Origin of the sequence: Bradyrhizobium sp. WD16, assembly GCF_024181725.1 — a bacterium.
Taxonomy (GTDB): Bacteria; Pseudomonadota; Alphaproteobacteria; order Rhizobiales; family Xanthobacteraceae; genus Bradyrhizobium_A.
This window is the reverse complement of the sequence record NZ_CP028908.1, coordinates 1,756,886-1,781,262: the sequence shown is the minus strand read 5'-3', so window position 1 is coordinate 1,781,262 and position 24,377 is coordinate 1,756,886. Positions and strand designations below refer to the sequence as shown.

At 66.4% G+C, this 24,377-nt stretch carries 25 protein-coding genes and 1 tRNA gene; 10 read left to right on the top strand and 16 right to left on the bottom strand.

What is annotated here, in order from left to right; all coding sequences use genetic code 11:
- The first annotated feature begins 45 nt into the window (after positions 1–45).
- Positions 46–2,235 carry a primosomal protein N' gene (locus DB459_RS08240; protein WP_253712390.1) on the top strand — a complete coding sequence of 730 codons (2,190 nt, stop codon included), beginning with the start codon at positions 46–48 and terminating at the stop codon, positions 2,233–2,235.
- A gap of 214 nt (positions 2,236–2,449) precedes the next feature.
- Here DB459_RS08240 and DB459_RS08235 read toward each other — a convergent pair whose 3' ends face one another.
- Entirely contained in the window at positions 2,450–2,899 is a 450-nt protein-coding gene (locus tag DB459_RS08235) for a septal ring lytic transglycosylase RlpA family protein (protein WP_253712389.1), read from the bottom strand.
- 763 nt (positions 2,900–3,662) lie between these two features.
- Here DB459_RS08235 and DB459_RS08230 point away from each other — a divergent pair.
- From DB459_RS08230 to DB459_RS08210, 5 genes are all read left to right on the top strand, one after another.
- The gene (locus DB459_RS08230; RefSeq protein WP_253712388.1) at positions 3,663–4,223 is read left to right on the top strand and encodes a F0F1 ATP synthase subunit delta; all 561 of its coding nucleotides are present in this window, start codon (positions 3,663–3,665) and stop codon (positions 4,221–4,223) included.
- A complete protein-coding gene (gene atpA / locus DB459_RS08225) occupies positions 4,223–5,752 on the top strand; it encodes a F0F1 ATP synthase subunit alpha (protein ID WP_253712387.1) in 1,530 nt (509 codons plus the stop codon). The genes DB459_RS08230 and atpA overlap by 1 nt, the downstream gene beginning before the upstream one ends.
- A 101-nt stretch (positions 5,753–5,853) precedes the next feature.
- Positions 5,854–6,729, top strand: a complete 876-nt coding sequence (locus DB459_RS08220) for a F0F1 ATP synthase subunit gamma (RefSeq protein WP_253712386.1) — start codon at positions 5,854–5,856, stop codon at positions 6,727–6,729.
- Between the two features lie 61 nt (positions 6,730–6,790).
- Positions 6,791–8,218 (top strand): F0F1 ATP synthase subunit beta, encoded by a 1,428-nt coding sequence (gene atpD, locus DB459_RS08215; protein WP_253712385.1) that lies wholly within the window; start codon positions 6,791–6,793, stop codon positions 8,216–8,218.
- Between the two features lie 14 nt (positions 8,219–8,232).
- Positions 8,233–8,643, top strand: coding sequence for a F0F1 ATP synthase subunit epsilon (locus DB459_RS08210; RefSeq protein ID WP_253712384.1), 411 nt, complete (start codon positions 8,233–8,235; stop codon positions 8,641–8,643).
- Between the two features lie 129 nt (positions 8,644–8,772).
- On the opposite strand, the gene DB459_RS08205 is transcribed toward DB459_RS08210, so the two are convergent.
- From DB459_RS08205 to rplU, 14 genes are all read right to left on the bottom strand, one after another.
- Positions 8,773–9,276, bottom strand: a complete 504-nt coding sequence (locus DB459_RS08205) for an RNA pyrophosphohydrolase (RefSeq protein ID WP_253712383.1) — start codon at positions 9,274–9,276, stop codon at positions 8,773–8,775.
- 19 nt (positions 9,277–9,295) lie between these two features.
- On the bottom strand, positions 9,296–9,799 hold the full coding sequence (locus tag DB459_RS08200) for an RNA pyrophosphohydrolase (protein WP_253712382.1): 504 nt from the start codon (positions 9,797–9,799) through the stop codon (positions 9,296–9,298).
- A 59-nt stretch (positions 9,800–9,858) separates the two neighbouring features.
- Positions 9,859–11,094 carry a divergent polysaccharide deacetylase family protein gene (locus DB459_RS08195; RefSeq protein WP_253712381.1) on the bottom strand — a complete coding sequence of 412 codons (1,236 nt, stop codon included), beginning with the start codon at positions 11,092–11,094 and terminating at the stop codon, positions 9,859–9,861.
- Positions 11,095–11,295: 201 nt separating this feature from the next.
- Positions 11,296–12,651: a S41 family peptidase gene (locus DB459_RS08190; protein ID WP_253712380.1), complete on the bottom strand. Its 1,356-nt coding sequence runs from the start codon at positions 12,649–12,651 to the stop codon at positions 11,296–11,298.
- Complete coding sequence (locus DB459_RS08185) at positions 12,648–14,141, bottom strand: murein hydrolase activator EnvC (protein ID WP_253713472.1); 1,494 nt, start codon at positions 14,139–14,141, stop codon at positions 12,648–12,650. The genes DB459_RS08190 and DB459_RS08185 overlap by 4 nt, the downstream gene beginning before the upstream one ends.
- Positions 14,142–14,166: 25 nt before the next feature.
- Positions 14,167–14,649 carry a 23S rRNA (pseudouridine(1915)-N(3))-methyltransferase RlmH gene (rlmH, locus tag DB459_RS08180; protein WP_253712379.1) on the bottom strand — a complete coding sequence of 161 codons (483 nt, stop codon included), beginning with the start codon at positions 14,647–14,649 and terminating at the stop codon, positions 14,167–14,169.
- 81 nt (positions 14,650–14,730) lie between these two features.
- Complete coding sequence (gene rsfS / locus DB459_RS08175; protein ID WP_253712378.1) at positions 14,731–15,087, bottom strand: ribosome silencing factor; 357 nt, start codon at positions 15,085–15,087, stop codon at positions 14,731–14,733.
- Positions 15,088–15,287: 200 nt separating this feature from the next.
- Positions 15,288–15,992: a nicotinate-nucleotide adenylyltransferase gene (locus tag DB459_RS08170; protein WP_256519314.1), complete on the bottom strand. Its 705-nt coding sequence runs from the start codon at positions 15,990–15,992 to the stop codon at positions 15,288–15,290.
- A complete protein-coding gene (locus DB459_RS08165; protein ID WP_253712377.1) occupies positions 15,989–17,296 on the bottom strand; it encodes a glutamate-5-semialdehyde dehydrogenase in 1,308 nt (435 codons plus the stop codon). Before DB459_RS08165 ends, DB459_RS08170 begins: the two co-directional genes overlap by 4 nt.
- Before the next feature lie 96 nt (positions 17,297–17,392).
- On the bottom strand, positions 17,393–18,514 hold the full coding sequence (proB, locus tag DB459_RS08160) for a glutamate 5-kinase (RefSeq protein ID WP_253712376.1): 1,122 nt from the start codon (positions 18,512–18,514) through the stop codon (positions 17,393–17,395).
- An 84-nt stretch (positions 18,515–18,598) separates the two neighbouring features.
- Positions 18,599–19,639: a GTPase ObgE gene (obgE, locus tag DB459_RS08155; RefSeq protein ID WP_253712375.1), complete on the bottom strand. Its 1,041-nt coding sequence runs from the start codon at positions 19,637–19,639 to the stop codon at positions 18,599–18,601.
- 384 nt (positions 19,640–20,023) lie between these two features.
- Positions 20,024–20,614: a GNAT family N-acetyltransferase gene (locus tag DB459_RS08150; RefSeq protein ID WP_253712374.1), complete on the bottom strand. Its 591-nt coding sequence runs from the start codon at positions 20,612–20,614 to the stop codon at positions 20,024–20,026.
- 139 nt (positions 20,615–20,753) lie between these two features.
- Complete coding sequence (gene rpmA, locus DB459_RS08145; RefSeq protein WP_253712373.1) at positions 20,754–21,023, bottom strand: 50S ribosomal protein L27; 270 nt, start codon at positions 21,021–21,023, stop codon at positions 20,754–20,756.
- Positions 21,024–21,106: 83 nt separating this feature from the next.
- On the bottom strand, positions 21,107–21,502 hold the full coding sequence (gene rplU, locus DB459_RS08140) for a 50S ribosomal protein L21 (protein ID WP_253712372.1): 396 nt from the start codon (positions 21,500–21,502) through the stop codon (positions 21,107–21,109).
- Positions 21,503–22,027: 525 nt separating this feature from the next.
- Between rplU and DB459_RS08135 the strand changes: the two genes are divergently transcribed.
- Positions 22,028–22,117: transfer RNA gene (locus DB459_RS08135), tRNA-Ser, on the top strand.
- Between the two features lie 121 nt (positions 22,118–22,238).
- Here DB459_RS08135 and DB459_RS08130 read toward each other — a convergent pair.
- Positions 22,239–23,303, bottom strand: coding sequence for a LysR substrate-binding domain-containing protein (locus tag DB459_RS08130; protein ID WP_253712371.1), 1,065 nt, complete (start codon positions 23,301–23,303; stop codon positions 22,239–22,241).
- Here DB459_RS08130 and DB459_RS08125 point away from each other — a divergent pair.
- The 3 genes from DB459_RS08125 to DB459_RS08120 all read left to right on the top strand — a co-directional run bounded on the left by DB459_RS08125 (position 23,298) and on the right by DB459_RS08120 (position 24,237).
- Positions 23,298–23,771 carry a DMT family transporter gene (locus DB459_RS08125; protein WP_253712370.1) on the top strand — a complete coding sequence of 158 codons (474 nt, stop codon included), beginning with the start codon at positions 23,298–23,300 and terminating at the stop codon, positions 23,769–23,771. The two genes, DB459_RS08130 and DB459_RS08125, sit on opposite strands and share 6 nt — an antisense overlap.
- Before the next feature lie 126 nt (positions 23,772–23,897).
- Positions 23,898–24,026, top strand: coding sequence for a hypothetical protein (locus DB459_RS27540; protein WP_371926891.1), 129 nt, complete (start codon positions 23,898–23,900; stop codon positions 24,024–24,026).
- The gene (locus tag DB459_RS08120) at positions 24,007–24,237 is read left to right on the top strand and encodes a hypothetical protein (RefSeq protein WP_253712369.1); all 231 of its coding nucleotides are present in this window, start codon (positions 24,007–24,009) and stop codon (positions 24,235–24,237) included. Before DB459_RS27540 ends, DB459_RS08120 begins: the two co-directional genes overlap by 20 nt.
- Positions 24,238–24,377 lie beyond the last annotated feature (140 nt).

Here is a 24,377-nt window from a genome sequence, read left to right as displayed (position 1 = left end):
CCGATGATGTAATAGGGTCAGGATGTCTACCGCCCGAGTCGCCCCTTGACGCCACCCCGCCCAGCTTCCCGCGTCGTCGATGTCCTGGTTCCGGTGGCGCTGGACCAGACATATTCCTATCGCGTGCCGTCAGGGATGGAACTGTCGCCGGGCGACGTCGTCGCGGTGCCGCTCGGCGCCCGGGCCACCATGGCGGTGGTGTGGGCCGAGAATGCCAATCCCGATCCGCGGCTGCATAACCGCCTCAAGGATGTCGCCGACAAATACGATGTGCCGCCGCTGCGCGGCGAACTGCGCAATTTCGTCGACTGGGTCGCCAATTACACCTTGTCGGCCCGCGGCATGGTACTGCGCATGGCACTGCGCATGGGTGAGCATCTCGGCCCGGAACGCGCCCGCCTCGGCGTACGTCTCGTCGGCGAGCCGCCGCAACGATTGACCGCGGCACGGCGCCGGCTGATCGAGGTGCTGTCCGACGGATTGCTGCACGCCAAATCCGAGGCCGCGCGCGAAGCCGGCGTATCCGCGGGGGTGGTCGACGGCCTCGTCGACGAGGGCACGCTCACCGTGGAGGTGATGCCGAAACCTCCGTCGCCGCCGGCGCCGGACCCGGATTTCGCCGTTCCCGACTTCACGCCGGTCCAGCAGGCGGCGGCGGCGGCGCTGCGCGCGCTGGCCGGCGCGGATGCGTTCCAGGTCGCCCTGCTCGACGGCGTCACCGGCTCGGGCAAGACCGAGGTCTATTTCGAGGCGGTGGCGGAGACCGTGCGCCGCGGCCGCCAGGCACTGATCCTGGTGCCGGAAATCGCGCTCACCGGTCAGTTCCTCGACCGCTTCGCCGCCCGCTTCGGCGTCCGGCCGCTGGAATGGCATTCGGAACTGACGCCGCGCAACCGCGCCCGCAACTGGGCGGCGATCGCCGCCGGCGAGGCAAAGACGGTGATCGGCGCGCGCTCGGCCCTGTTCCTGCCCTATGCCGATCTCGGCCTGATCGTCGTCGACGAGGAGCACGACCAGGCCTACAAGCAGGACGACGGCGCCCATTATCACGCCCGTGACATGGCGGTGGTGCGCGGCCATATCGCCAAAATCCCGGTGGTGCTGGCCTCGGCGACGCCCTCGGTGGAGACCGAGGTCAATGCCCGCAAGGGTCGTTACAAGCGGATCGCGTTGCCGGCGCGGTTCGGCGGCCAGCACATGCCCCATATCGAGGCCATCGATCTGCGGCGCGCGGGGCCGGCGCGCGGCCGTTTCATTTCCCCGCCTCTGGCCGAGGCGGTGCGCAACGCCATCGAGCGACGCGAGCAGGCGCTGCTCTTTCTCAACCGTCGCGGTTATGCTCCGCTGACCCTGTGCCGGGCCTGCGGCCATCGCTTCTCCTGCAACATCTGCGACGCCTGGCTGGTCGATCACCGCTTTCGCCAGCGCCTCGTCTGCCATCACTGCGGCTTCTCGATGCCGCGGCCGCGGCTCTGCCCCCATTGCGGCGCCGAGGAGAGCCTCGCCGCCATCGGCCCCGGGGTCGAGCGGCTGCAGGAAGAGGCCGCGGCGTTGTTTCCGGAGGCCCGCAGCATGGTGCTGTCGAGCGACCTCATCACCTCGATCGAAGCCATGCGCGCGGAGCTCACCGAGATCGCCGAGGGCCGGGTCGATCTGATCATTGGCACCCAGCTCGTGGCCAAGGGCCATCACTTCCCGCGCCTCAATCTCGTCGGCGTCATCGACGCCGATCTCGGCCTCGGCAACGGCGACCCCCGCGCCGCCGAGCGCACCTTCCAGCTCCTCAACCAGGTGATCGGTCGCGCCGGCCGCGAGCAGGGCCGCGGCATCGGCTATCTGCAGACCCACCAGCCCGAACATCCGGTGATGAAGGCGCTGGTGGCCTGCGACCGCGAGGCCTTCTACGACAGTGAGATCGAGGCCCGCGAGCGCACCGGCTACCCGCCGTTCGGCCGCCTCGCCAGCCTGATTGTCTCGGCGGGCGATCGGCCGATCGCGGAAGGCTATGCCCGACGGCTGGCGGCGCTGGCGCCGACCGCCGAGGGAGTGCTGGTGCTGGGGCCGGCGGAAGCGCCGCTGGCGGTGATCAAGGGCCGCTACCGCTTTCGCCTGCTGGTGAAAACGACGCGCAGCTACGATCTCTCGGCCTATCTGCGGGACTGGCTGACGGACGTGCCCAAGGTCACCGGCACCCTCAAGCTCGAGGTCGATGTCGACCCCCAGAGTTTCGTCTGAGGCGGGTCGTGTCCCGTCTCGAACCGTGAGCTGCGGTGCCGCGCGGGCCGATGCCGGCACGCCCAAACGCCGGCGGCCGCCCTGATCGCACCGGGCGGATCGGGACAGCCATCAGCGCGATCGCTGGCGAGGGTGTCGCCCGACCTCGTTCGACTTCAGCTTTTCGAGTTCGGCTTCTCAGCGATGGAAGCCGCGAAGCGTTCTGGACCGAAGCTTACTGGACTTCGGCGTAGACCATGCCGACGCCGCGGCCAGTCAGTCCCACGGCGCGCGCGGCGGCGGTGGAGAGGTCCAGAACCCGGCCACGCACGAACGGGCCACGGTCATTGATGGTCACGACAACGCTACGCCCGGCATGGGTCACCTTGACGCGGGTGCCGAAGGGCAGGCTGCGGTGGGCGGCGGTCAGGGCGTTCTGGTTGAAGCGCTGGCCCGAAGCGGTCCGGGAGCCGGATTCGTTGCCGTAGAAGGAGGCCATGCCGGAGAAGCCATGGCTCAAGGAAATCGACGCGTTGGCGTTGCGCCAGTTGGAATGATGATGGTGACGGGAGCGGGCAGAGGCGGTCGAGACGCCGGCGGCGAGGACCGAAATAGCGATGGCTGCGGTCACGACCTTGCGTCCCGTCGTGGCGCGCCACGGCGCAAAGTTCACGTTTAAATTCATCAACTTGTCCCTATGTAGCGTAAATGGAAGGTATTTTTGTCTCCGTCCTGGCTATAGCCGGTCGGCTTGGATGGGCAGGACCGTGCACCGGACAATGAGGCGGAAACGCGGCGCAGGATCTTGTTCCCTAATCTCGCGGGATGACTTGGCTAACCTGGGCCAAATCTGGTTAACTTTAAAAATACTTCTATTTAACGAATTTTTAACGTTGAGATCCGCGCCTCGACTTGGGCGCTAAGATTTCGTTAGCCACCCGCAAGATGAAGTGGCGGGGACGGTCGGCGGGCCAGCTATGCGGTGGCGGCAATGCACTATTGCGCCACGCGGGAGCAGGGAAGCCGTTTGCGGTACCTCGGTACTTGGCTGTGATCCGGCAGTTCGCCGTGGGTGGAGCCGGGTCCCTCGCCCTCGACGGGAACGCGCGGCCGAGGGAGGGCGGCCCGTCGCTTCGCTCGGTCGGCGAGGCGGGCGGCCCTGCGTTACGGCGTACCGTCACAACGGCGTGGCCGGGGCTGTCGCGACGCGCGTCGCGGTATCGCTGCGGCCGGTTTTTGGCCCGCGCGACAATGGTCGCAGCAGGGCCTCGTCATGTTGCGCCTGCGCGTCGCGTATGTTAGCAAACCGCGATTTTTAGCGGCGGCGGCGCACGCCTGTCGTCCCGAAAACAAAAGTCCAGCTTGAATTCCAAGGACTTTGATCGCCTGCCACCCGCGTGGCGACGATCTTTGGGCTTGGCCATCCGACAGCCAGATAGAGCGCATTCGTGGCAGCAGAAGATCAGTCCGTTTCAGGTGTCTCCGGTCGTTATGCGACTGCCCTTTTCGAACTTGCCCGCGACGAGCGGTCGATCGATGCCATCAAGGCGGATCTCGACAAGTTCGATGCGCTGATCGCCGAAAGCCCCGACCTCGCCCGCCTGGTGCGCAGTCCGGTATTCACCGCCGATGCGCAGGCCCGGGCGCTCAACGCGGTGCTCGACAAGGTCGGCATCTCCGGCACCGGCGCCAAGTTTCTCGGCGTGCTCACCGCAAACCGCCGCCTGTTCGTCGTCCGCGACGTGATCCGCGCCTTCAACGTCCTGGTGGCGCGCTTCCGCGGCGAGGCCTCGGCCGACGTCACCGTCGCCGAACCGCTCAGTGACAAGAATCTCGACACCCTGCGCGCCGCGCTCAAGACGGCGACCGGCAAGGATGTCTCGCTCAACGTGAAAGTCGATCCCTCGATCATCGGCGGGCTTATCGTCAAGCTCGGCAGCCGCATGGTCGACAGTTCGCTTCGCACCAAACTCAACTCGATCAAGCACGCGATGAAAGAGGCAGGCTGATGGACATCCGCGCCGCGGAAATTTCCGCAATTCTCAAGAACCAGATCAAGAATTTCGGCCAGGAAGCCGAGGTCACGGAAGTCGGCCAGGTGCTGAGCGTCGGTGACGGCATCGCCCGCGTCTACGGCCTCGACAACGTCCAGGCCGGCGAGATGGTCGAGTTCGAGAACGGCACGCGCGGCATGGCGCTCAATCTCGAAACCGACAATGTCGGCATCGTGATCTTCGGCGCCGACCGCGAGATCAAGGAAGGCCAGACCGTCAAGCGCACCCGCGCCATTGTCGACGCTCCCGTCGGCAAGGGCCTGCTCGGCCGCGTCGTCGACGCCCTCGGCAATCCGATCGACGGCAAGGGCCCGATCCAGGCGACCGAGCGCAAGCGCGTCGACGTCAAGGCGCCCGGCATCATTCCGCGCAAGTCGGTGCACGAGCCGATGGCGACCGGCCTCAAGGCCATCGACGCGCTGATCCCGGTCGGCCGCGGCCAGCGCGAGCTGATCATCGGCGACCGCCAGACCGGCAAGACCGCGATCGCCCTCGACACCATTCTCAACCAGAAGCCGCTCAACGCGCAGCCGGACGAGAAGATCAAGCTCTACTGCGTCTATGTCGCGATCGGCCAGAAGCGCTCGACCGTCGCCCAGTTCGTCAAGGTGCTCGAAGAGCAGGGCGCGCTGGAATACTCCATCATCGTCGCCGCCACCGCCTCGGACCCGGCGCCGATGCAGTACCTCGCCCCGTTCACAGGCTGCACCATGGGCGAGTACTTCCGCGACAACGGCATGCACGCCGTGATCATCTATGACGACCTCTCCAAGCAGGCCGTCGCCTACCGCCAGATGTCGCTGCTGCTGCGCCGTCCGCCGGGCCGCGAAGCCTATCCGGGCGACGTCTTCTATCTGCATTCGCGCCTGCTCGAGCGCGCCGCCAAGATGAACGACACCGCGGGTGCCGGTTCGCTCACCGCGCTGCCGGTGATCGAAACCCAGGCCAACGACGTCTCGGCCTACATTCCGACCAACGTGATCTCGATCACCGACGGTCAGATCTTCCTCGAGACCGACCTGTTCTATCAGGGCATCCGCCCGGCGGTGAACGTCGGTCTGTCGGTGTCGCGCGTCGGCTCCTCGGCGCAGACCAAGGCGATGAAGAAGGTCGCCGGCAAGATCAAGGGCGAGCTGGCCCAGTACCGCGAGATGGCGGCCTTCGCCCAGTTCGGCTCCGACCTCGACGCCGCCACCCAGCGCCTGCTCAGCCGCGGTTCGCGCCTGACCGAACTCCTCAAGCAGCCGCAGTTCTCGCCACTGAAGATGGAAGAGCAGGTCGCGGTGATCTATGCCGGCGTCAACGGCTATCTCGACGGCATCCCGGTCACCAAGGTGCGCGACTTCGAGGACGGCCTGCTGTCGCTGCTGCGCGGCAAGCACGCCGACCTCCTCAACACCATCCGTGACACCCGCGACCTGTCGGACGACGCCGCGGCCAAGCTCAAGGGCGTGGTCGACGGCTTCACCAAGACCTTCGCCTGAGGCATTTCGCCTGAATAGACGGTCACGGCCGGCATCATGCCGGCCGGGCCAAACCGGGGTTCGCGGTTCGCGCATCGGGCGACCGCAGGGGTAGACGCAGAATGGCTTCACTCAAGGACATGCGGGTCCGCATCGCCTCGACCAAGGCGACGCAGAAGATCACCAAGGCGATGCAGATGGTGGCGGCGTCCAAGTTGCGCCGCGCCCAGACCGCCGCCGAGGCCGCGCGCCCCTTCGCCGAGCGCATGGATAAGATGATCGGCAGCATCGCCGCGGCGGCGAACGGCTCGGGCACGGCGCCGGCGCTATTGGCCGGCACCGGCCGCGACAACGTCCACCTGCTGCTGGTCTGCACCGGCGAGCGCGGCCTGTCCGGCGCCTTCAACTCCTCGATCGTGCGTCTCGCCCGCGATCACGCCCTGGCGCTGATCGCCCAGGGCAAGACGGTCAAGATCTTCTGCGTCGGCCGCAAGGGCTACGAGCAGCTGCGGCGCCTGTTCGAGAAGCAGATCATCGAGCACGTCGAACTGCGCAGCGTGCGCCAGCTCGGCTTCAAGAACGCCGAGGACATCGCCAAGAAGGTCCTCGCGCTGTTCGATGCCGGCGAATTCGACGTCTGCACCCTGTTCTACTCGCGCTTTCGCTCGGTGATCGCCCAGATCCCGACCGCCCAGCAGATCATCCCGCTGCAGATCGAGGCCGCCGGCGACGCCGTCGCCGCCGCGGTCTACGATTACGAGCCGAGCGAGGAAGAGATCCTGACGCGCCTTCTGCCGCGCAATGTCGCCGTGCAGGTCTTCCGCGCGCTGCTCGAGAACAACGCTTCGTTCTACGGCGCGCAGATGAGCGCCATGGACAACGCCACCCGCAATGCCGGCGAAATGATCCGCAAGCAGACGCTGATCTACAACCGCACCCGCCAGGCGATGATCACGAAGGAACTGATCGAGATCATCTCCGGCGCCGAGGCGGTGTGACCGGCATCACGAGCAAACGACACAAGACACCCGATTTTCAGACTTCGAGGAGAGAGTTTCCATGGCCCAGCCCGCCAATCAGGTCGGTCGTATCACCCAGGTCATCGGCGCCGTCGTGGACGTGCAGTTCGAAGGCCAACTGCCCGCCATTCTGAATTCGCTGGAAACCACCAACGGCGGTTCGCGGCTGGTGCTGGAAGTCGCCCAGCATCTCGGCGAATCGACGGTGCGTACCATCGCCATGGACACCACCGAAGGTCTGGTGCGCGGCCAGGAAGTGACCGACACCGGCGTGCCGATTTCGGTGCCGGTCGGTGAGGGTACCCTCGGCCGCATCATGAACGTGGTCGGCGACCCGGTGGACGAGGGCGGCCCGATCGCCTCCGAAGGCAAGCGCGCCATCCACCAGCCGGCTCCGGCCTATACCGAGCAGTCGACCGAGGCCGAGATCCTCGTCACCGGCATCAAGGTCGTCGACCTCCTGGCGCCTTACGCCAAGGGCGGCAAGATCGGCCTGTTCGGCGGCGCCGGCGTCGGCAAGACCGTGCTGATCCAGGAACTGATCAACAACGTCGCCAAGGCTCACGGCGGGTATTCGGTGTTCGCCGGCGTCGGCGAGCGCACCCGCGAGGGCAACGACCTCTATCACGAGTTCATCGAATCGGGCGTCAACAAGAAGGGCGGCGGCCAGGGCTCCAAGTGCGCGCTGGTCTACGGCCAGATGAACGAACCGCCGGGCGCCCGCGCCCGCGTCGGCCTGTCCGGCCTCACCGTCGCCGAGCACTTCCGCGATCAGGGCCAGGACGTGCTGTTCTTCGTCGACAACATCTTCCGCTTCACCCAGGCGGGTTCGGAAGTGTCGGCGCTGCTCGGCCGCATCCCCTCGGCGGTGGGCTATCAGCCGACGCTGGCCACCGACATGGGCGCGCTGCAGGAGCGCATCACCACCACCACCAAGGGCTCGATCACCTCGGTGCAGGCGATCTACGTGCCGGCGGACGACCTCACCGACCCGGCGCCCGCGACCTCCTTCGCCCACCTCGACGCCACCACGGTGCTCAACCGCGCCATCTCGGAAAAGGGCATCTATCCGGCGGTGGACCCGCTCGACTCGACCTCGCGCATGCTCTCCCCGATGATCGTCGGTGAGGAGCACTATGCGGTGGCCCGTCTGGTCCAGCAGATTCTCCAGCGCTACAAGGCGCTGCAGGACATCATCGCCATTCTCGGCATGGACGAGCTGTCCGAAGAGGACAAGCTGACCGTGGCGCGCGCCCGCAAAATCGAGCGTTTCCTGTCGCAGCCGTTCCACGTCGCCGAAATCTTCACCGGCTCGCCGGGCAAGTTCGTCGACCTCGCCGACACCATCAAGGGCTTCAAGGGCCTGTGCGACGGCAAGTATGATCACCTGCCGGAGGCAGCCTTCTACATGGTCGGCACCATCGAAGAAGCCGTCGAGAAGGGCAAGAAGCTCGCGGAAGCGGCGTAAGGCGAAGGCGCATCATGGCCACGTTCCACTTCGACCTCGTATCGCCGGAAAAGATCGCCTATTCGGGAGAGGTCGAGCAGGTCGACGTTCCCGGGCTGGAGGGTGATTTCGGCGTGCTCGCCGGACACTCGCCGCTGGTTGCCAGCGTGCGGCCCGGCATCCTGACCGTCACGGTGAACGGCAAGCACGAGAAGATCATCGTGCTCGGCGGTACCGCCGAAGTCTCCGACAAGGGGCTGACGGTGCTGACCGAGACCGCGACCTCGATCGAGGAGCTCGACCACGCCGCGTTCGCCCAGCAGATCTCCGAGATGGAAGAGCAGCTGAAGGCGGAGGAGGCCGGCGACGAGCTCGATCACGCCATCAGCCGGCTCGATCATTTCAAGGCGATCCAGCAGCAGATCAGCTCGACCGCGATGCATTGAGCGCGCCGATCGGGACGCAAGACGATCGAAAGCCCGGCGTGAGCCGGGCTTTTTGATATTGCTAGTGTCCCGTCTCCGAATGACCGTGCGAGGGTGAGGCAAACGAAGCGGTAATTCGGAGACGGGACACTAGTTGTCCGCCGCAAACGGCGCGAAGGCCGCCGCCACCGCCGCATAGACCTCGCGGCGGAACGGCACCACGAGCTCCGGCACCCGCGCAAGGCGTTCCCAGCGCCAGGCATCGAATTCGGCCGGTTGGCCGTTGCGCACGGCGCAGGGATCGATCTCGCCGTCGTCACCGGCGAAGCGAAGCGCGAACCACTTCTGGCGCTGGCCGCGAAAGACCGCGAGACGGTGTGGTGGTCCGTCGTAAGGCGGAAACTCGTAAGTCAGCCAGCCGGTCTCGCCGAGATAGGCGGTGTCGGCGACGCCGGTCTCCTCCCACAATTCCCGCCGGCTCGTCTCGCGCGGGTCCTCGTCGGCGTCGATGCCGCCCTGGGGCATCTGCCATTCCAGCCCGGGATAGATCACCTCCGGGCCGTCGTCGCGGAAGCGGCGGGCGATCAGCACCTCGCCGCGGGCATTGAACAGGGCAATGCCGACATTGAGGCGATAGGGCTTGCTGGTGATCATGACCGGCGGGGAACGAAGCTCAGCGCGCGTATTTCTTGAATTCCTGCACCACGCGCTCATAGACCGGCCGTTTGAACGGCACGATCAGCTCGGGCAGATTCTCCATCGGCTCCCAGCGCCAGGCGACGAATTCCGGCTTGTGATGGCCGCCGGCCGGGTTGGCGACATCGATCTCGTCGTCGCGGCCGATGAAGCGCATGGCGAACCATTTCTGCTTCTGCCCGCGATAGCGACCCTTCCAGGCGCGGCCGGCGATGGTGCGCGGAATGTCGTAGGTCAGCCAGTCGCCGATTTCGTCGAGCTTCTCGATCGAGCGGGCATTGGTCTCCTCGTAGAGCTCGCGCCGCGCCGCCGCCCAGGTGTCCTCGCCGTGATCGACGCCGCCCTGGGGCATCTGCCAGACATGGCTGTCGTCGACATGCTCGATGCCGCCGGCGCGCCGGCCGATGAAGACAAGACCCTGCGGGTTGATCAGCATGACGCCGACGCAGGTTCGGTAAGGCAGATCGTCGTAACGAGGCATTGCTGGCCCGGCCCTTCTTGGTGTCTTGTCGCGGTGCGCGCCCCGCCCGGCATCGCCGGTCAGCTCGATTTTGATTTGAGCATTACGGTTGTCAACGGCACAAGCAAAATCCCGCGTGCTTCCAGGGTCTTGGACCAGGCCACCAAGCGGTCCAGCGAGACCGGAAGGGCGGCGGCGACGCCCACCGCGCTGCCGCGTTCGCGGGCGATGGTCTCGAGCCGGGCGAGGGCGCGGTCGATCTCGAGCGGCGTCGGCACGCTGTCGATGGTGAGCTCCGCCCGGGCGAAGGGCAATGTGGTGCCTTCGGCGAGCCGGGCGGCGACGCCGCGGGGCGAGACGCCGTCATCGAGATAGGCGAGGCCGCGCCGGGCCGCCTCCTTGATCACCGGCGCCATGGCGCCGTCCATGGCGACAAAACGCGAGCCCATGAAATTGGCGATGCCGACATAGCCGCCGAGGCGGCTGAGATGCCAGGCGAGACGATCGAGATTCTGGTCCGCCGGCAGCGAGGTCATCAATGTGCGCGGACCCGGGTCGTTATCGGGATAGTCGAACGGCTCCATCGGAATCTGGAGCAGGATCTCATGCTTCTGCGCTCGCGCCCGTTCCGCCAGCCTGGCTGGATCGGCGCCGTAAGGCGTGAAGGCAAGGGTCACCGCCGCCGGCAGCTTGACGATGGCGTCATTGGTGCGGGCGGCGCCGATCCCCAGCCCGGCGACGACGATGGCGATGCACGGCATCCTGGCGGCGCGGGCCCGGTCGGCGTCGCTGCCGGCGGCGTAGGCGCGGAACGGCGTCAGTGCGCCCGCGGTGATCGGCACCGGACCGTAGCGGGAGGTCTCGACGAGGCGCGGATCGACGCCGCTGCCGAGCGTCGTCGGGACCGCATCGGCGCCGTCGCCGCTCCTGCCGGCGCCGCCGCTGCCGGGATTGGCGACGACGACGTCATGCTGCGTGCCGCTCGAGCCATCGATGATGGTGATGGTCTTCTGCCCCGGCCCGGCCGCCGCCTCGCCGCCGTCCGGCTGCGCCGTCGCCGCAGAGCCCGGCGCTGCAGGTCCAGTTGCCGGCTTCGGCGCCAGCTTGTCGCCCGGCAGCGCCGCGGGATCGTAGGCGAGTCGCGCCATCGGTTCACCGCCGAGCGGGTCGTGGTTGAACAGGGCGAAGCCCGCGAAGGCGAGCAGAAAGGCGGCCAGCAGCATCGCCAGCACATGCAGCCCGCTCAGGGGCAGCCGAAAGCGCCGTTTCCGTACCGCGCCCTGGCCGAGGGGGGCACTCAGATCATCCGTGGTCACGGCCTGACGGTTCCCTGCGAATCAGTCGGCCGACACTAACATGATCGGCGCCACCGCTTGGCGGGAAAGCCTCGCCGGCCGGGGCTTGTCGCAGCAGAGCCGGGCCAACGAAGCAGGAAGCGTCGCCGCCGACGACAAAGGGCGGCCGCGTCGCGCGACCGCCCTTTGCAGCAGGATGTCTCGTCGTCGCCCGACGGCCGTTCAGTTCGGCTTGGCGGGCGGCGTCGCCGGCGACGGCGGCGTCGCGGTGTTGGAGGCATTGACCTTGATGCCGTGCAACATGTCGTCCGCCGACTTCAGCGCCTTGTCGTCCTTGGCTTCCGGCGGGACGTAGGACTGCGACCCGGTCTCTTCCTGACCTTCGGCCTTGAGATGGCCGCGCAGCGAGGCTTCGCCCTTGGTGTCGGTGCGCGCCTTGAGTTCGTCCGGCACGTCCTGCACCACCTCGATGTCGGGGACGATGCCCTTGGCCTGGATCGACTTGCCCGACGGCGTGAAATAGCGCGCCGTGGTCAGCCGCAGTGCGCCGTTGCCGGAGCCGAGCGGGATGATGGTCTGCACCGAGCCCTTGCCGAAGGAGCGGGTGCCGAGCACGGTCGCCCGCTTGTGGTCCTGCAGCGCGCCGGCGACGATCTCGGAGGCCGAAGCCGAGCCGCCGTTGATCAGAACGATCAGCGGCTTGCCCTTGATCAGGTCGGAGGTCTTGGACTTGGCGGTGCGGCGCTGGGTCTCCTCGGCATTGCGGCCGCGGGTCGAGACGATCTCGCCGCGCTGCAGGAAGGCGTCGGACACCGACACGGCCTCCTCGAGCAGGCCGCCCGGGTTGTTGCGCAGGTCGAGGACGAAGCCCTTCACCTTGTCGGCGCCGATCTGGCTGGTGAGATTGCCGATCTCGCGCTTGAGGCCTTCGGTGGTCTGCTCGTTGAAGGTGGTGATGCGGATGTAGCCGATGTCGCCATCCTCGACCCGGGCGCGCACCGAGCGCACGCGGATGTTGTCACGGGTCAGCGTCACCTCGATCGGCTTGTCCTGGCCCTTGCGGACGATCTTCAGCTTGATCTTGGTGTTGACCGGGCCGCGCATCTTCTCGACCGCCTGGTTCAGGGTCAGGCCCTGCACCGCCTCGTCGTCGAGATTGGTGATGATGTCATTGGCCATGATGCCGGCCTTCGAGGCGGGCGTGTCGTCGATCGGCGACACCACCTTGATCAGGCCGTCCTCCATGGTGACCTCGATGCCGAGGCCGCCGAACTCGCCGCGGGTCTGCACCTGCATGTCGCGGAAGCTCTTGGCGTCCATGTAGCTCGAATGCGGATCGAGGCCGGTCAGCATGCCGCTGATCGCCGATTCGATCAGCTTGCCGTCGTCGGGCTTCTCGACATAGTCGCTGCGGACGCGCTCGAACACATCGCCGAACAGGTTGAGCTGGCGGTAGGTGTCGGACGCGGCGGCGCGGGCAGTCGACCCGACCATCACAGCGCGCGGTTGAGTGACCAACAGGGTAGCTGCCGCACCTGCCGCCGCACTGAGAAGAACCAGAGAAGTCTTGCGCATCATCCGCGAACCTTTTCGCCTTCACTTGCGGCCCACCATGGGCCTGGATCGATCGGAGTCCCGTCCTTGCGAAACTCGACATAGAGCACGGGCTGACTGGTGGCTGCCGCCAAAATCGAGGCGACCTGCGATGTCGTCCCCATTATGGCCACTGGCTCTCCCGTGAGCACGAACTGGCCGATATTCACCGAAATCCGCTCCATCCCGGCAATCAAAACATGATACCCGCCGCCAGCGTTGAGGATCAAGAGTTGTCCGTAGCTGCGGAAGGGGCCGGAATACACCACCCAGCCATCACACGGGGTTGTGACCTGAGCGCCCGGCTTCGTTGCCAAAGAAATACCTTTTTCCACGCCGCCGACGCCGTCAGCCGCGCCGAAATCGCGGATCTTGGTGCCGTTGACCGGAAACGACAGCAGGCCCCTCGCCGAGGCGAAGGCGATCGCCGGGCTGAGCCGGCCGGGATCCTTGAGCGCGGCGAGATTGGGCTTGCCGTTAACCGTGGCGGGGGTCGACAGGCTAGCGGTCGCCGCCGCCTTGGCGGCGCTCTTGAGATCGCGCTCCATCTTGCCGATCAGGTCCTGCAGCGTTTCGACCTGCTTCGACAAGGTCGCGGCGCGGGATCGCTCCGCCTCCATGTCCTTCTCTACCGCGCTCTGTTGGCGCTGGCGTTCGTCGACCAGTGCGGCGAGCCGCGTGCGGTCGGCGCTGAGGCGGTCGCGATCGGCGGCGAGGCGGTCGCGCTCCTCGTTGATCGAGCGCCGCACCGACACCAGCTCGCCGAGGTCCCTGGCGAGCGCCTCGGCCCGGGCGCGCAGTTCCGGCACCACGGCGCCGAGCAGGATCGCGGTGCGCAGCGAGGCCAGCGCATCTTCGGGGCGCACCAGCAGCGCCGGCGGCGCCCTTCGGGAGGCGCGCTGCAGCGCGGCCAGCACCTCGACGATCTCGCCGTGGCGGGATTCGAGCGAGGTCCGGATCTCCCGCTCGCGGGCATCGAGCGGCTGGAGGCGGGCCTCGGTGGCCGTCATCTGGGTCTCGATGGCGCGCACCCGCGCCGACGTGTCGATCAATTCCTGGTTGAGCTTGCTGCGGTCCTGGCCGATGGCGGCGATATCCGCCTTGAGCTTCTGCTGCGTCTCTTCCGCGCTCTTCTGCTGGCTGCGCGCGGTCTCCAGTTCCTCGGACTTGGCGCGGATGGCGTCCTCGCTCGGGGCCGAGTCAGGTGCCGCCGGCGCGACGGCGACCGGCGTCGTCGCCTTCTCGGCTTTGGTCTTGGCGGCTTCGGCTTTGGCGGCTTCGGCTGTTGCCGCCGGCTTGGGCCCGCTCCTGGATTGCGCCGGCGCCGGTGCTGCCGCCAGAATGGCGCCGAGCATCAGGCCGAGCGCGATCGCCGGCCGGCCTTGGCCGCCCGGACGGTGGCCACGCACCATTCTGCCGCGCGCCGGTGTTGTCGGCACGTGTTCGATCGGCGCAGGCGGCATGGTCGAGAGCATCTCAGCCAAGTTGGTCGCTAACTGCCTAACTACGATGATAGGGGTGTCCTGCCAGAATCGTGGCCGCCCGGTAAAGCTGTTCCAGCAGCATGATTCGCACCATCTGGTGGGGCCAGGTTGCCGCGCCAAAGGCGAATGCGAGGGCTGCCTTGCGCTTCAATTCTGGCGAAAGTCCGTCCGCGCCGCCGATCACGAAAACAAGATTGGCGGTCTGATCGTCCCGCCAGCGGCCGAGACGCTCGGCGAAACTGCCGCTGCTCAGCGCCTTGCCGCCTTCGTCGAGGACGACAAGCGCGGCGGGTTCGGGCATCGCGGCGGTGATCGCCGCCGCCTCCTCGGCCATGCGGGTTGCGGTATCGCGGGCCTTGCTTTCGGGAAGTTCGATCACGTCGAGGGCGCGGAAGCCGAGGCGGCGCGACAATTCGGCGAATCGGCCGCGATAGCGCTCCGCGAGGTCGCGCTCCGGCCCTTGTTTCATCCGGCCGACGGCGATGACGACGATGCGCATGCGCGCTCAGATCCGTGTCGCCGGATCGCAGCCGATCGCGGCGTGATGCAGGTCAGTCCGGGCGTTGCCGGCGCGGGAGCGTCAGCGCTTGCGCACGACCTTGTCGTCCGCGTTCCACATCCGCTCGAGATTGTAGAACTCGCGGACCTCGGGCCTGAAGACATGCACGATGACGTCGCCGGCATCGATCAGGACCCAGTCGGCGTTCTGCAGCCCCTCGACATGCGGGTTTTTGATTCCCGCCTCGCCGAGGCCCTTCATCACGTTTTCCGCGATCGCGGCGACGTGCCGGTTTACCCGGCCCGAGGTCACGACCATGAAGTCGGTGAGGGAGGACTTGTTGCGGAGGTCGATGGTGACCGTCTCCTCAGCCTTCATGTCGTCGAGGCGGGAGAGGATCAGGCGGAGGGTCTCGTCGGCGTCAGGTCGCGCCTTCAAGGCCGCAACGGGCGCAGGTTGAGGCTTTGCCCGGGACAATACAGGTGTGGTCAGGGACCAATTCCTTTCACTGTATCGCGAGCGCCGAATCCCTGGCGCCCGGCGGTGAGTTTACGCACGCACGGTTAACGCTTTCAATTGCCAAATTGCACACCCGCGTTGTGGCGGAATGCCGCCGTAACCAATCCCAGGTGTCCAATTCAGGCATCGCTGGCGGTATCCTTCAACGGATTTTCCCCGCAAGGATCATCCTTCGAAGCAGTCGTCTCCCTCCACGTCCCGTCGCGGTTCCGCAGGGCTGTCGAGGACAGTTTCAGTTTCAAACCGGTCAGAAAAGTCCAGGCTGGCGGCCGCTTCAGGGCCAGTTGCCCGGCATGCTGCTCGCTGATCCTATATGGGGCCATGGCCTGGGCCGCGGGAGAGGCGAGCGCGCGAATACTTTGCGGGGCACGGTCGATCACGGCAATCGGAACCTGACCGGCGATCAACTGCCAGTTTCGCCAGCGGTGGAACTGCGCGAGGTTGTCGGCGCCCATGATCCAGACGAAGCGGACATCCGCGCTGCGGCGCCGCAGATAGCTGATCGTATCCGCAGTGTAGCGCGTGCCGATGACGGCTTCGAGACAGGTGACGTCGATGCGCGGATCGTCGGCGACGGCCTCCGCCGCCGCCGCCCGCGCCTCGAGTTCCTTCAGGGCGCTGGTGTCCTTGAGCGGATTGCCCGGCGACACCAGCCACCATACCCGGTCGAGCTTGAGCCGCTTCATGCTGAACAGGCTGATGGCGCGGTGCGCGGCATGCGGCGGGTTGAACGAGCCGCCGAGCAGGCCGATGCGCATGCCCGCCGCATGCGGCGGCAGCACGACGCGGCTGTCGATCTCTCGCCCCTGCTGTGCCCCCGTCACGGACGGATCTGCCCGGTGCCGTGGATGCGGTATTTGAAGCTGGTGAGCTGCTCGACGCCCACCGGGCCGCGGGCGTGAAACTTGCCGGTGGCGATGCCGATCTCGGCGCCGAAACCGAATTCGCCGCCGTCGGCAAACTGGGTCGAGGCGTTGTGCAGCACGATCGCGGAATCGACCTCGCGCAGGAATTTCGCGGCGGCGGCGGCATCCTCGCTGACGATGGCGTCGGTGTGGTGCGAGCCGTAGCGGTCGATATGGGCGATCGCCGCATCCTCGCCGTCGACGAGCTTCACCGCGATGATGGCGTCGAGATATTCGGCCGACCAGTCGGCTTCGGTCGCCGGCTTCACCCGGCCGTCGACGCGGGCGATCTCGGCGTCGCCGCGCACTTCGCAACCGGCGTCGAGCAACGCGATGACCAGCGGCGCGAGATGGGTCGGCGCGGCGGCACGCTCGACCAGCAGGGTCTCGGCGGAGCCGCAGACGCCGGTGCGCCGCATCTTGGCGTTGAGCACCACCGATTTGGCCATGTCGAGCCGCGCGGTGTGATCGACGTAGATGTGGTTGACGCCCTCGAGATGGGCGAAGACCGGCACCCGCGCTTCCTTTTCGACGCGCTCGACGAGGCTCTTGCCGCCGCGCGGCACGATCAGGTCGACATTGCCCTCGAGCCCGGACAGCAACAGGCCGACCGCGGCGCGGTCGCGCGTCGGCACCAGGCTGATCGCCGCCTCGGGCAGGCCGGCTTCGCGCAATCCGGCGGCGAGGCAGGCATGGATCGCCGTCGACGAGCGGAAGCCGTCGGAGCCGCCGCGCAGGATCACGGCATTGCCGGACTTGAGGCACAGCACGCCGGCATCGGCGGTGACATTGGGCCGGCTCTCGAAGATCACGGCGATGACCCCGAGCGGCACCCGCACCCGCTCGATCACCATGCCGTTCGGCCGCTGCCAGCGCTCGGTGACCTGGCCGACCGGATCGGCAATGGCGCGGACGTCGTCGATGCCTTGGGCGATCGCCTCGACGCGGGCCTCGTCGAGCACGAGGCGGTCGATGAAGGAGCCGCTGACCCCGTTGGCGCGGGCCTCCGCCACGTCCTCGGCATTGGCGGCGAGGATCGCCGGAACGCCGGCGCGGATCGCATCGGCCATGGCGGCGAGGGCCGCGTTCTTCTGCTCGGCCTGGGCCAGCGCGAGGGTGCGCGCGGCGGCGCGGGCGGCCTCGCCGATGGCGTGCATCACCGCCGGCAGATCCTTGTCCGCGGCGGCGACGTCAGGGGAAGCTACGGCTTTGAGGGCGGTCATCGGAAACGGTCCGGCGTTGAATGTCGGAGGTTATTTAACACCGCGGAGCGTCCAGTGCGAGGTGCGGCGGGGCGGAGCGCGATGCCAAAATAGATGTCAGGATCGGATCACGAGGTCGTCCCGGTGGATCATCGCCGAGCGGCCGGAGCCGCCGAGAATGAGGGTGACGTCGGCCGACGAGCGGCCCTTGATCTGCTCGGCGTCGGCGGCGTCATAGGCGACGAGGCCGCGGCCGATCTCGTGATTGTCCGGATCGCGCACGATCACCGCGTCGCCGCGGGCGAACTGGCCGTCGACCCGGATCACCCCGGCCGGCAGCAGGCTCTTGCCGGCGCGCAGCGCGGCGGCGGCGCCGGCGTCGATGGTCAGGGTGCCCTTGGGCTCCAGCGAGCCGGCGATCCAGCGCTTGCGCGCGGTGACCGGATTGGCCGGGGTCAGGAACCAGGTGCAGCGGCCGCCCTCGGCGATCGCCCGCAGCGGGTGCTCGATCTTGCCCGAGGCGATCAGCATGTGGGTGCCGGCGGTGGTGGCGATCTTCGCCGCCTCGATCTTGGTGAACATGCCGCCGCGCGACAGTTCGGATTCGGCGCCGCCGGCCATGGCCTCGATCTCGGCGGTGACGCTGTCGACCACGGGAATCAGCCTGGCGTCGGGATTGGCGCCGGGCGGGGCGTCATAGAGCCCGTCGATGTCCGAGAGCAGGACGAGCAGGTCGGCGCTCGCCATGGTGGCGACGCGGGCGGCGAGGCGGTCGTTGTCGCCGTAGCGGATCTCGGCGGTGGCCACCGTGTCGTTCTCGTTGATCACCGGCACCGCGCGCCACTCCAAGAGCTTCTCGATGGTCGAGCGGGCGTTGAGATAGCGCCGCCGCTCCTCGGTGTCCTGCAGCGTCACCAGGATCTGGCCGGCGCCGATGCCGCGGGCGCCGAGCGCTTCCGACCAGGTCCGCGCCAGCGCGATCTGGCCGACCGCGGCGGCGGCCTGGCTTTCCTCGAGCTTCAAGGCGCCGCGCGGCAGCTTGAGGCGGCTGCGGCCGAGCGCAATCGAACCGGAGGAGACGATCATCAGGTCGCGGCCGTCGCGGTGGAGCGCGGCGATGTCGTCGGCGAGCGCCGCCAGCCAGCTTTCGCGCACCGCGCCGCGCGCCGCATCGATCAGCAGCGAGGAGCCGACCTTGACGACGATGCGGCGGAACGATTTCAGCTCGGGTGCGGACATGATCGGGTCGGAACGGTGGTCGATTCGGAGTGGCGAGGGCCTGTCACAGCGCGCCGGGTTCGGCAATTCGCCGGCGCCAAAGCATCACGGCGACCACGGCGCGGCACCGGCCGCGCCCTGCGCCTTGGTCGACACCGGCGCCTCGTCGATGATCGCGGCGAGTGCCCGCAGCACCTCGGGCACGCCCTCGCCGGTGGCGCCGGAGACCTGCATCGGCGTCGCCTTGCAGGCGCGCTTGAGGCGCTTGACCTGTTCCTTGAGCACCTCGGGCTCGACCGCGTCGATCTTGTTCAGCGCCACGATCTCGCGCTTGCCGGCGAGGCTCTCGGCATAGGCCTCGAGCTCGTTGCGCACGGTCTTGTAGGCCTTGCCGGCGTGCTCGCAGGTCGCATCGACGAGATGCAGCAGCACGCGGCAGCGCTCGATGTGACCGAGGAAACGGTCGCCCAGGCCGGCGCCCTCATGGGCGCCCTCGATCAGCCCGGGAATGTCGGCGAGCACGAATTCCCGGCCATCGATGCTGACGACGCCGAGCTGCGGATGCAGCGTGGTGAAGGGATAGTCGCCGATCTTCGGCTTGGCGGCGCTGACCGCGGCGAGAAAGGTCGACTTGCCGGCATTGGGCAGGCCGACGAGGCCGGCGTCGGCGATCAGCTTGAGCCGCAGCCACAGCCAGCGCTCCTCGCCGGGCTGGCCGGGATTGGCGTGGCGCGGCGCGCGGTTGGTGGAGGACTTGAAATGGGCGTTGCCGAAGCCGCCATTGCCGCCCTTGGCGAGGGTGATGCGCTGGCCGACTTCGGTGAGATCGGCGAGCAGGGTCTCGCGGTCCTCGTCGAACACCTGGGTGCCGACCGGCACCTTGAGCTGGATGTCCTTGCCGTTGGCGCCATGGCGGTCCTTGCCCATGCCATGGGTGCCGCGCTGGGCCTTGAAATGCTGCTGGTAGCGGTAGTCGATCAGGGTGTTGAGGCCGTCCACCGCCTCGATGACGACATCGCCGCCCTTGCCGCCATTGCCGCCGCTCGGGCCGCCGAACTCGATGAACTTCTCGCGGCGGAACGCGACGCAGCCGTTGCCGCCGTCGCCGGAGCGGATATAGACCTTGGCTTCATCGAGGAATTTCATGGTCTCTTCCGTAGCTGAGCAGGGCGGGCGCGGCAATGATGCCGGCGGATTGGGAAGGCAAATCGAGAAAGACGGGGTGAATCGGGCCGAGGGAGCCCGGGCTGTTCATTCTCTCCTCGTCATGCCCGGCCTTGTGCCGGGCATCCACGACTTTAATGGCGTTTCAGCGAAAGGAAGACGTGGATGCGTAGCGATCCGGCTCTCGCCGGATCGCGTTTTCTCTAATGCCGTAAGTCGGAAACATCCGACTTCCGGGCGACGAGCCCGGCCATGACGGCGTTAGTGGTTTCGCGCGCCAGCAGCATGTGCCCCTTGCGGCTGCGCCGCCACTCTCTCCATCGTCATGCCCGGCTTTGTGCAGGACAAGCCCGGCGATGACGGAGGTCACCGCCTCCGGGCCGGCTGCCAGTGCTTGAGGGAGGCCCACACCGAGCGGTCGAAGCGGAAGGCATCGACCGGCGCCGAGGAGCCCAGGGCGGTAAAGCGATGCAGCTCGACCCCGGTCCACTGGAAGCCGCACTTCTCCAGCACCCGGCGCGAGGCCGGGTTGGTGACCCGCGCGGAGGAGAGGAGGCGCTCGCAGTCGAACTCGTCGAAGGCGTAGTCGATCACCGCCCGCGCCGCTTCGGTGGCGTAGCCGCGGCCCCAGTGCTCGACCCCGAACCAGTAGCCGAGCTCGGGCAGCTCCGGCGTGCGCCATTCGAGGCCGACCATGCCGATCGGCTCGCCGGCCTGTTCGATCAGGAAGGCGGTGTCGCGGTCGGCGCGCGCCACCGCGGTGACGAAGGAAATGGCGTCGTCGGGCGTATAGGGATGCGGCACCCGGCCGAGATTGTCGGCCACGCGGCGATCGTTCACGAGGCGCGCGATGGCTTTAACGTCCGCGAGGGTCGGCTGGCGCAGCACCAGCCGCGCCGTCTCGAGGACGACGCTACACGCTTCACGCAAGGTGGAAGAGGGCAGTTCCTGCAGCATGGGACGCTCCTGAAATTCGCGAGGGCAACAAATCAAACGCGAAAACGAAAAGGGGAGGCCGGTCACCCGCCTCCCCTTTGGAGCTGTCGCCTGCTCCGCCGGTTCAACAGGGCCGGCGGACGAAGCTTTGGTCCACCGTCTATTCGGCCGCCTCGGTCATCGGAATGACAGAGATGAAGGTGCGGCCGTTGGCTTTGGCGCGGAATTCCACGCGACCTTCCGCCTTGGCGAAGATCGTATGGTCCGTGCCCATGCCGACGTTGAGGCCGGGATGCCAGGTGGTGCCGCGCTGACGCGCGATGATGTTGCCCGGGATGACGTGTTCGCCACCGAAGGCCTTGATGCCGAGGCGCTTGCCAGCGGAATCGCGCCCGTTGCGCGACGAACCGCCTGCCTTTTTATGAGCCATTGCTCGTCTCCAAACTCGCTGTGTCTTTAACCCGATTCCTTGACGGAATCATTTCACGTTTTGTTTGTCTCAGGTTGCCTGGCTCAGGCCGCCGCTTCCGGCGCGGCCTCGGCCTTGGGAGCCTTGGCCTTTTTCACCCTCGGCTTGGCTGCCTTGCTCGGCGCCTTGCCCTCGGCGAGGATCTCGGTGATGCGGATCACGGTGATCTCGTCGCGATAGCCGCGCTTGCGGCGGGAATTCTTGCGGCGGCGCTTCTTGAAGGCGATGACCTTCGGGCCGCGCTTGTGGTCCACCACTTCGGCGGCCACCGAGGCGCCGGCGACCAGCGGGGCGCCCACCACCGGCGTGTCGCCGCCGAGCAGCAGGACTTCGCCGAGCTGCACGATCGAGCCGACTTCGCCCTCGATCTTGCCAATTTCAAGCACATCATCCGGGGCGACGCGGTATTGCTTGCCGCCGGTTTTGATGACTGCGAACATCGTTTTTGTCCTTCGTGTTCTATGGTCCACGCCTCGGATCATGCGATCCGGGCGGGCTTTTTCCAGTCGTTGGGTTTAATTCGGCGCCTGCGCTGGTCCCGCCAAGACGGCTTGCCAGACGACACGCGCCAAAACAAACGGCGCGAGATCCCCCGCGCCGGTCGGAGGAGTTATAGCCGCCGAGGGCGAGGAGTCAAGTCGAAATAGCGTCGAGAATGCCCCCAAGTGGCTGTTCTGGCGAATCTTTTTGCCGTCTTGGGCCCGCGGGCAGCCCCGGCAGCCGCGCCCCACCGTTGTCGTCGTCTATCTCGACCGGTTGCCACTGCCCCTGCGGACCGGATTTCGCAATCGCTCGAAGGCTGTCCTCATCCTGAGGCGCCCGCGCCGCGGGTGTCTCGAAAACAGGGTCTCCGAATCCGCGGCCGGTCATGGCTGCGGCGAGTGTCCCGTCCGGCCTTGTCTCTGGAAGATTCCTCGCCTAGAACACGCCCCGACCTCGGACCGCCTCGCGCCGTCCGGCCCCGCGGAGAGGTGGCAGAGTGGTCGAATGCACCGCACTCGAAATGCGGCATAGGTGCAAGCCTATCGGGGGTTCGAATCCCTCCCTCTCCGCCAGCTGCCGCCGATTATACGCCATGGCGCGATATTCTGCGCGATGGCCACACGGAATCAATGCCCGCACTGCCACAGGCTACTCTCAGCCAAAAATCTGCCAAAGTAGTGCCAGGCTCAGGACTCATTTGATATTGCCTGACGATGGCGGTTGCGGCGATGCAACCGGCGGATATGCCAGTTCGGCGCAATGCGCCGTAGACGCAACGATCATCTCCCGCAGCCAGCGAAGTGCCGGATCGCTCCGGCGTCTTTTGTGTGAAATCTGCCTGAAGGGAATGGCCGGAAGCGGGATCGGTGGCGGAAGAACGGCCAGCCGTTTGTCCTCCAGGGAGGATTGCAGACTATTCCGGGCCACGGTCAAAATCAGATCCGTTCCCGCGATCGTCTTTGGCGCCACGCTCCAATGCGGGATGATAAGTGCAACACGTCGGGCATATCCGGCCGCATGGATAGCTTCATCGATTTCCGTTGACGCCTCGCCATGAACAGCCACGAGCGCATGGGGGCGGGCGAGATAAGTGTCCAGGTCGATCGAGTGCGCGGAGAGGGGAAGTGTGGCCCGGTCGATCAGGCAGGCATAGTCATCGTTGAGCAAAAATTCGGGAAGGATCTGCTCGGGCAATAGCGGAAACACACCCAGTCCAAGATCGATGTCTCCATCCATAATTCCGGCGATCATTCCCTCGCGGCTCAGTTGGGTGACAGCAAGATCGATACTCGGGGCGGAGCGCCGCAGTGCGCGCAATAGGTTTGGCAAGACGATCTCCGCGCCATAGTCGGACATTGCCAGCCTGAAGGTGTGTTTTGTGCGACCGGCCTCAAAGCTATCCGGCCCAAGCACGGTGCGGATTTGGGCCAGCGCTTCAGCCAGTGGCTTCGATAGTTCCATGGCCCGTATGGTCGGCGCCAGACCGCCGCCTTGCCGGGTAAACAACGGATCATCGAGCAAAGAACGCAATCGTGCGAGCGCATGGCTGACGGCTGGTTGGCTCATATTCAGGCGCAGCGCCGTGCGTGACACATGCCGTTCAACCAACAGCGTATCGAGAACAACAAGCAGGTTGAGGTCGATTCCGCGAAGATTATTCATGCTGTGCATAATATGTGGGAAAATATGAATTTCAAATAAGAAGGGCAAATGGATAGGAGGGAGACCCTGCCCTTTGCGAAAGGTCTTCCGATGCAATCTGTCACCTTCATTGCTGCGCTGATCGCCGGGGCGCTTGTGCCCCTGCAGGCTGGCGCCAATGCGGCCCTCGGCCGGGCCTTGGGGCATCCTCTCTGGGCGACGATGTTGTCGCTGGCGGTGAGCGCCATTTGCGTTGTGCCGGTCATGTTGGCGCTTCGGGTCTCAGGCCCGTCGATCGCCAGTCTGGCAGACCAACCCAGATGGATATGGATCGGCGGCATCGTGGGGGTGATCTACATAACAGCGGCACTTCTGCTGGCGCCGAAACTGGGTGCCGCCAGTTTCATGACCGTCGTCATCGCTGGGCAGATCCTGGCTTCGCTGGCCGCCGACTATTTTGGCCTGGTGGGATTTGAGGCCAAGCCGCTAACCCTACCTCGTCTCATTGGAGCCGCTGTCGTCGTCACGGGCGTCCTTGTCATGCAGTGGCCAAGCCTCTGGCGCCTGACCCAGCCCGGCACGTAAATTTCAAAGAAGGAGAAGCAACATGAACGATCATAACCAACCGCGAGAAACCCAATACGCGCTTGGCGAAAACGCGGTGGCCGTCCAGGTGCGTATCGCGCTCGGCCAACGGACAAGCTCAGTGATGTGATTGCTTTCTACCGGGATGGACTGGGCTTGCCGGAACTCGCCCGCTTCCAGGCGCATGCCGACTATGACGGCGTTATGCTTGGGCTTCCCGGAAAGGCCGTGCATCTTGAAATTTACCCAGCGTGAAGCAGGCAGTGCTTGCCCTGCCCCCAGTCTCGATAGCCTCATCGTCCTCTATGTGACGGAAACCGCAGCCTATAATTGGCTGAACGACCGTATGTATCGGATGGGCCATGCACCGGTTGAGCCGGAGAATCCATATCGGCTTGGGCGCAGCTTCACGTACTCAGACCCGGATGGCTGGCGCGTTGTCGTCTGCCGTGAAACGGGGATCTGAACGTTCAAATTCGCTCCACTAGTGTGGCGTCTCGCAATTGCCTACCGCCTTTGCGGCCAGTCTCTCGTAGGCAATTGCGAGACATAAGCCACATTAGCTTTTTGATTTTGCTAGTGTCCCGATGTCTCCGAATTACCGTG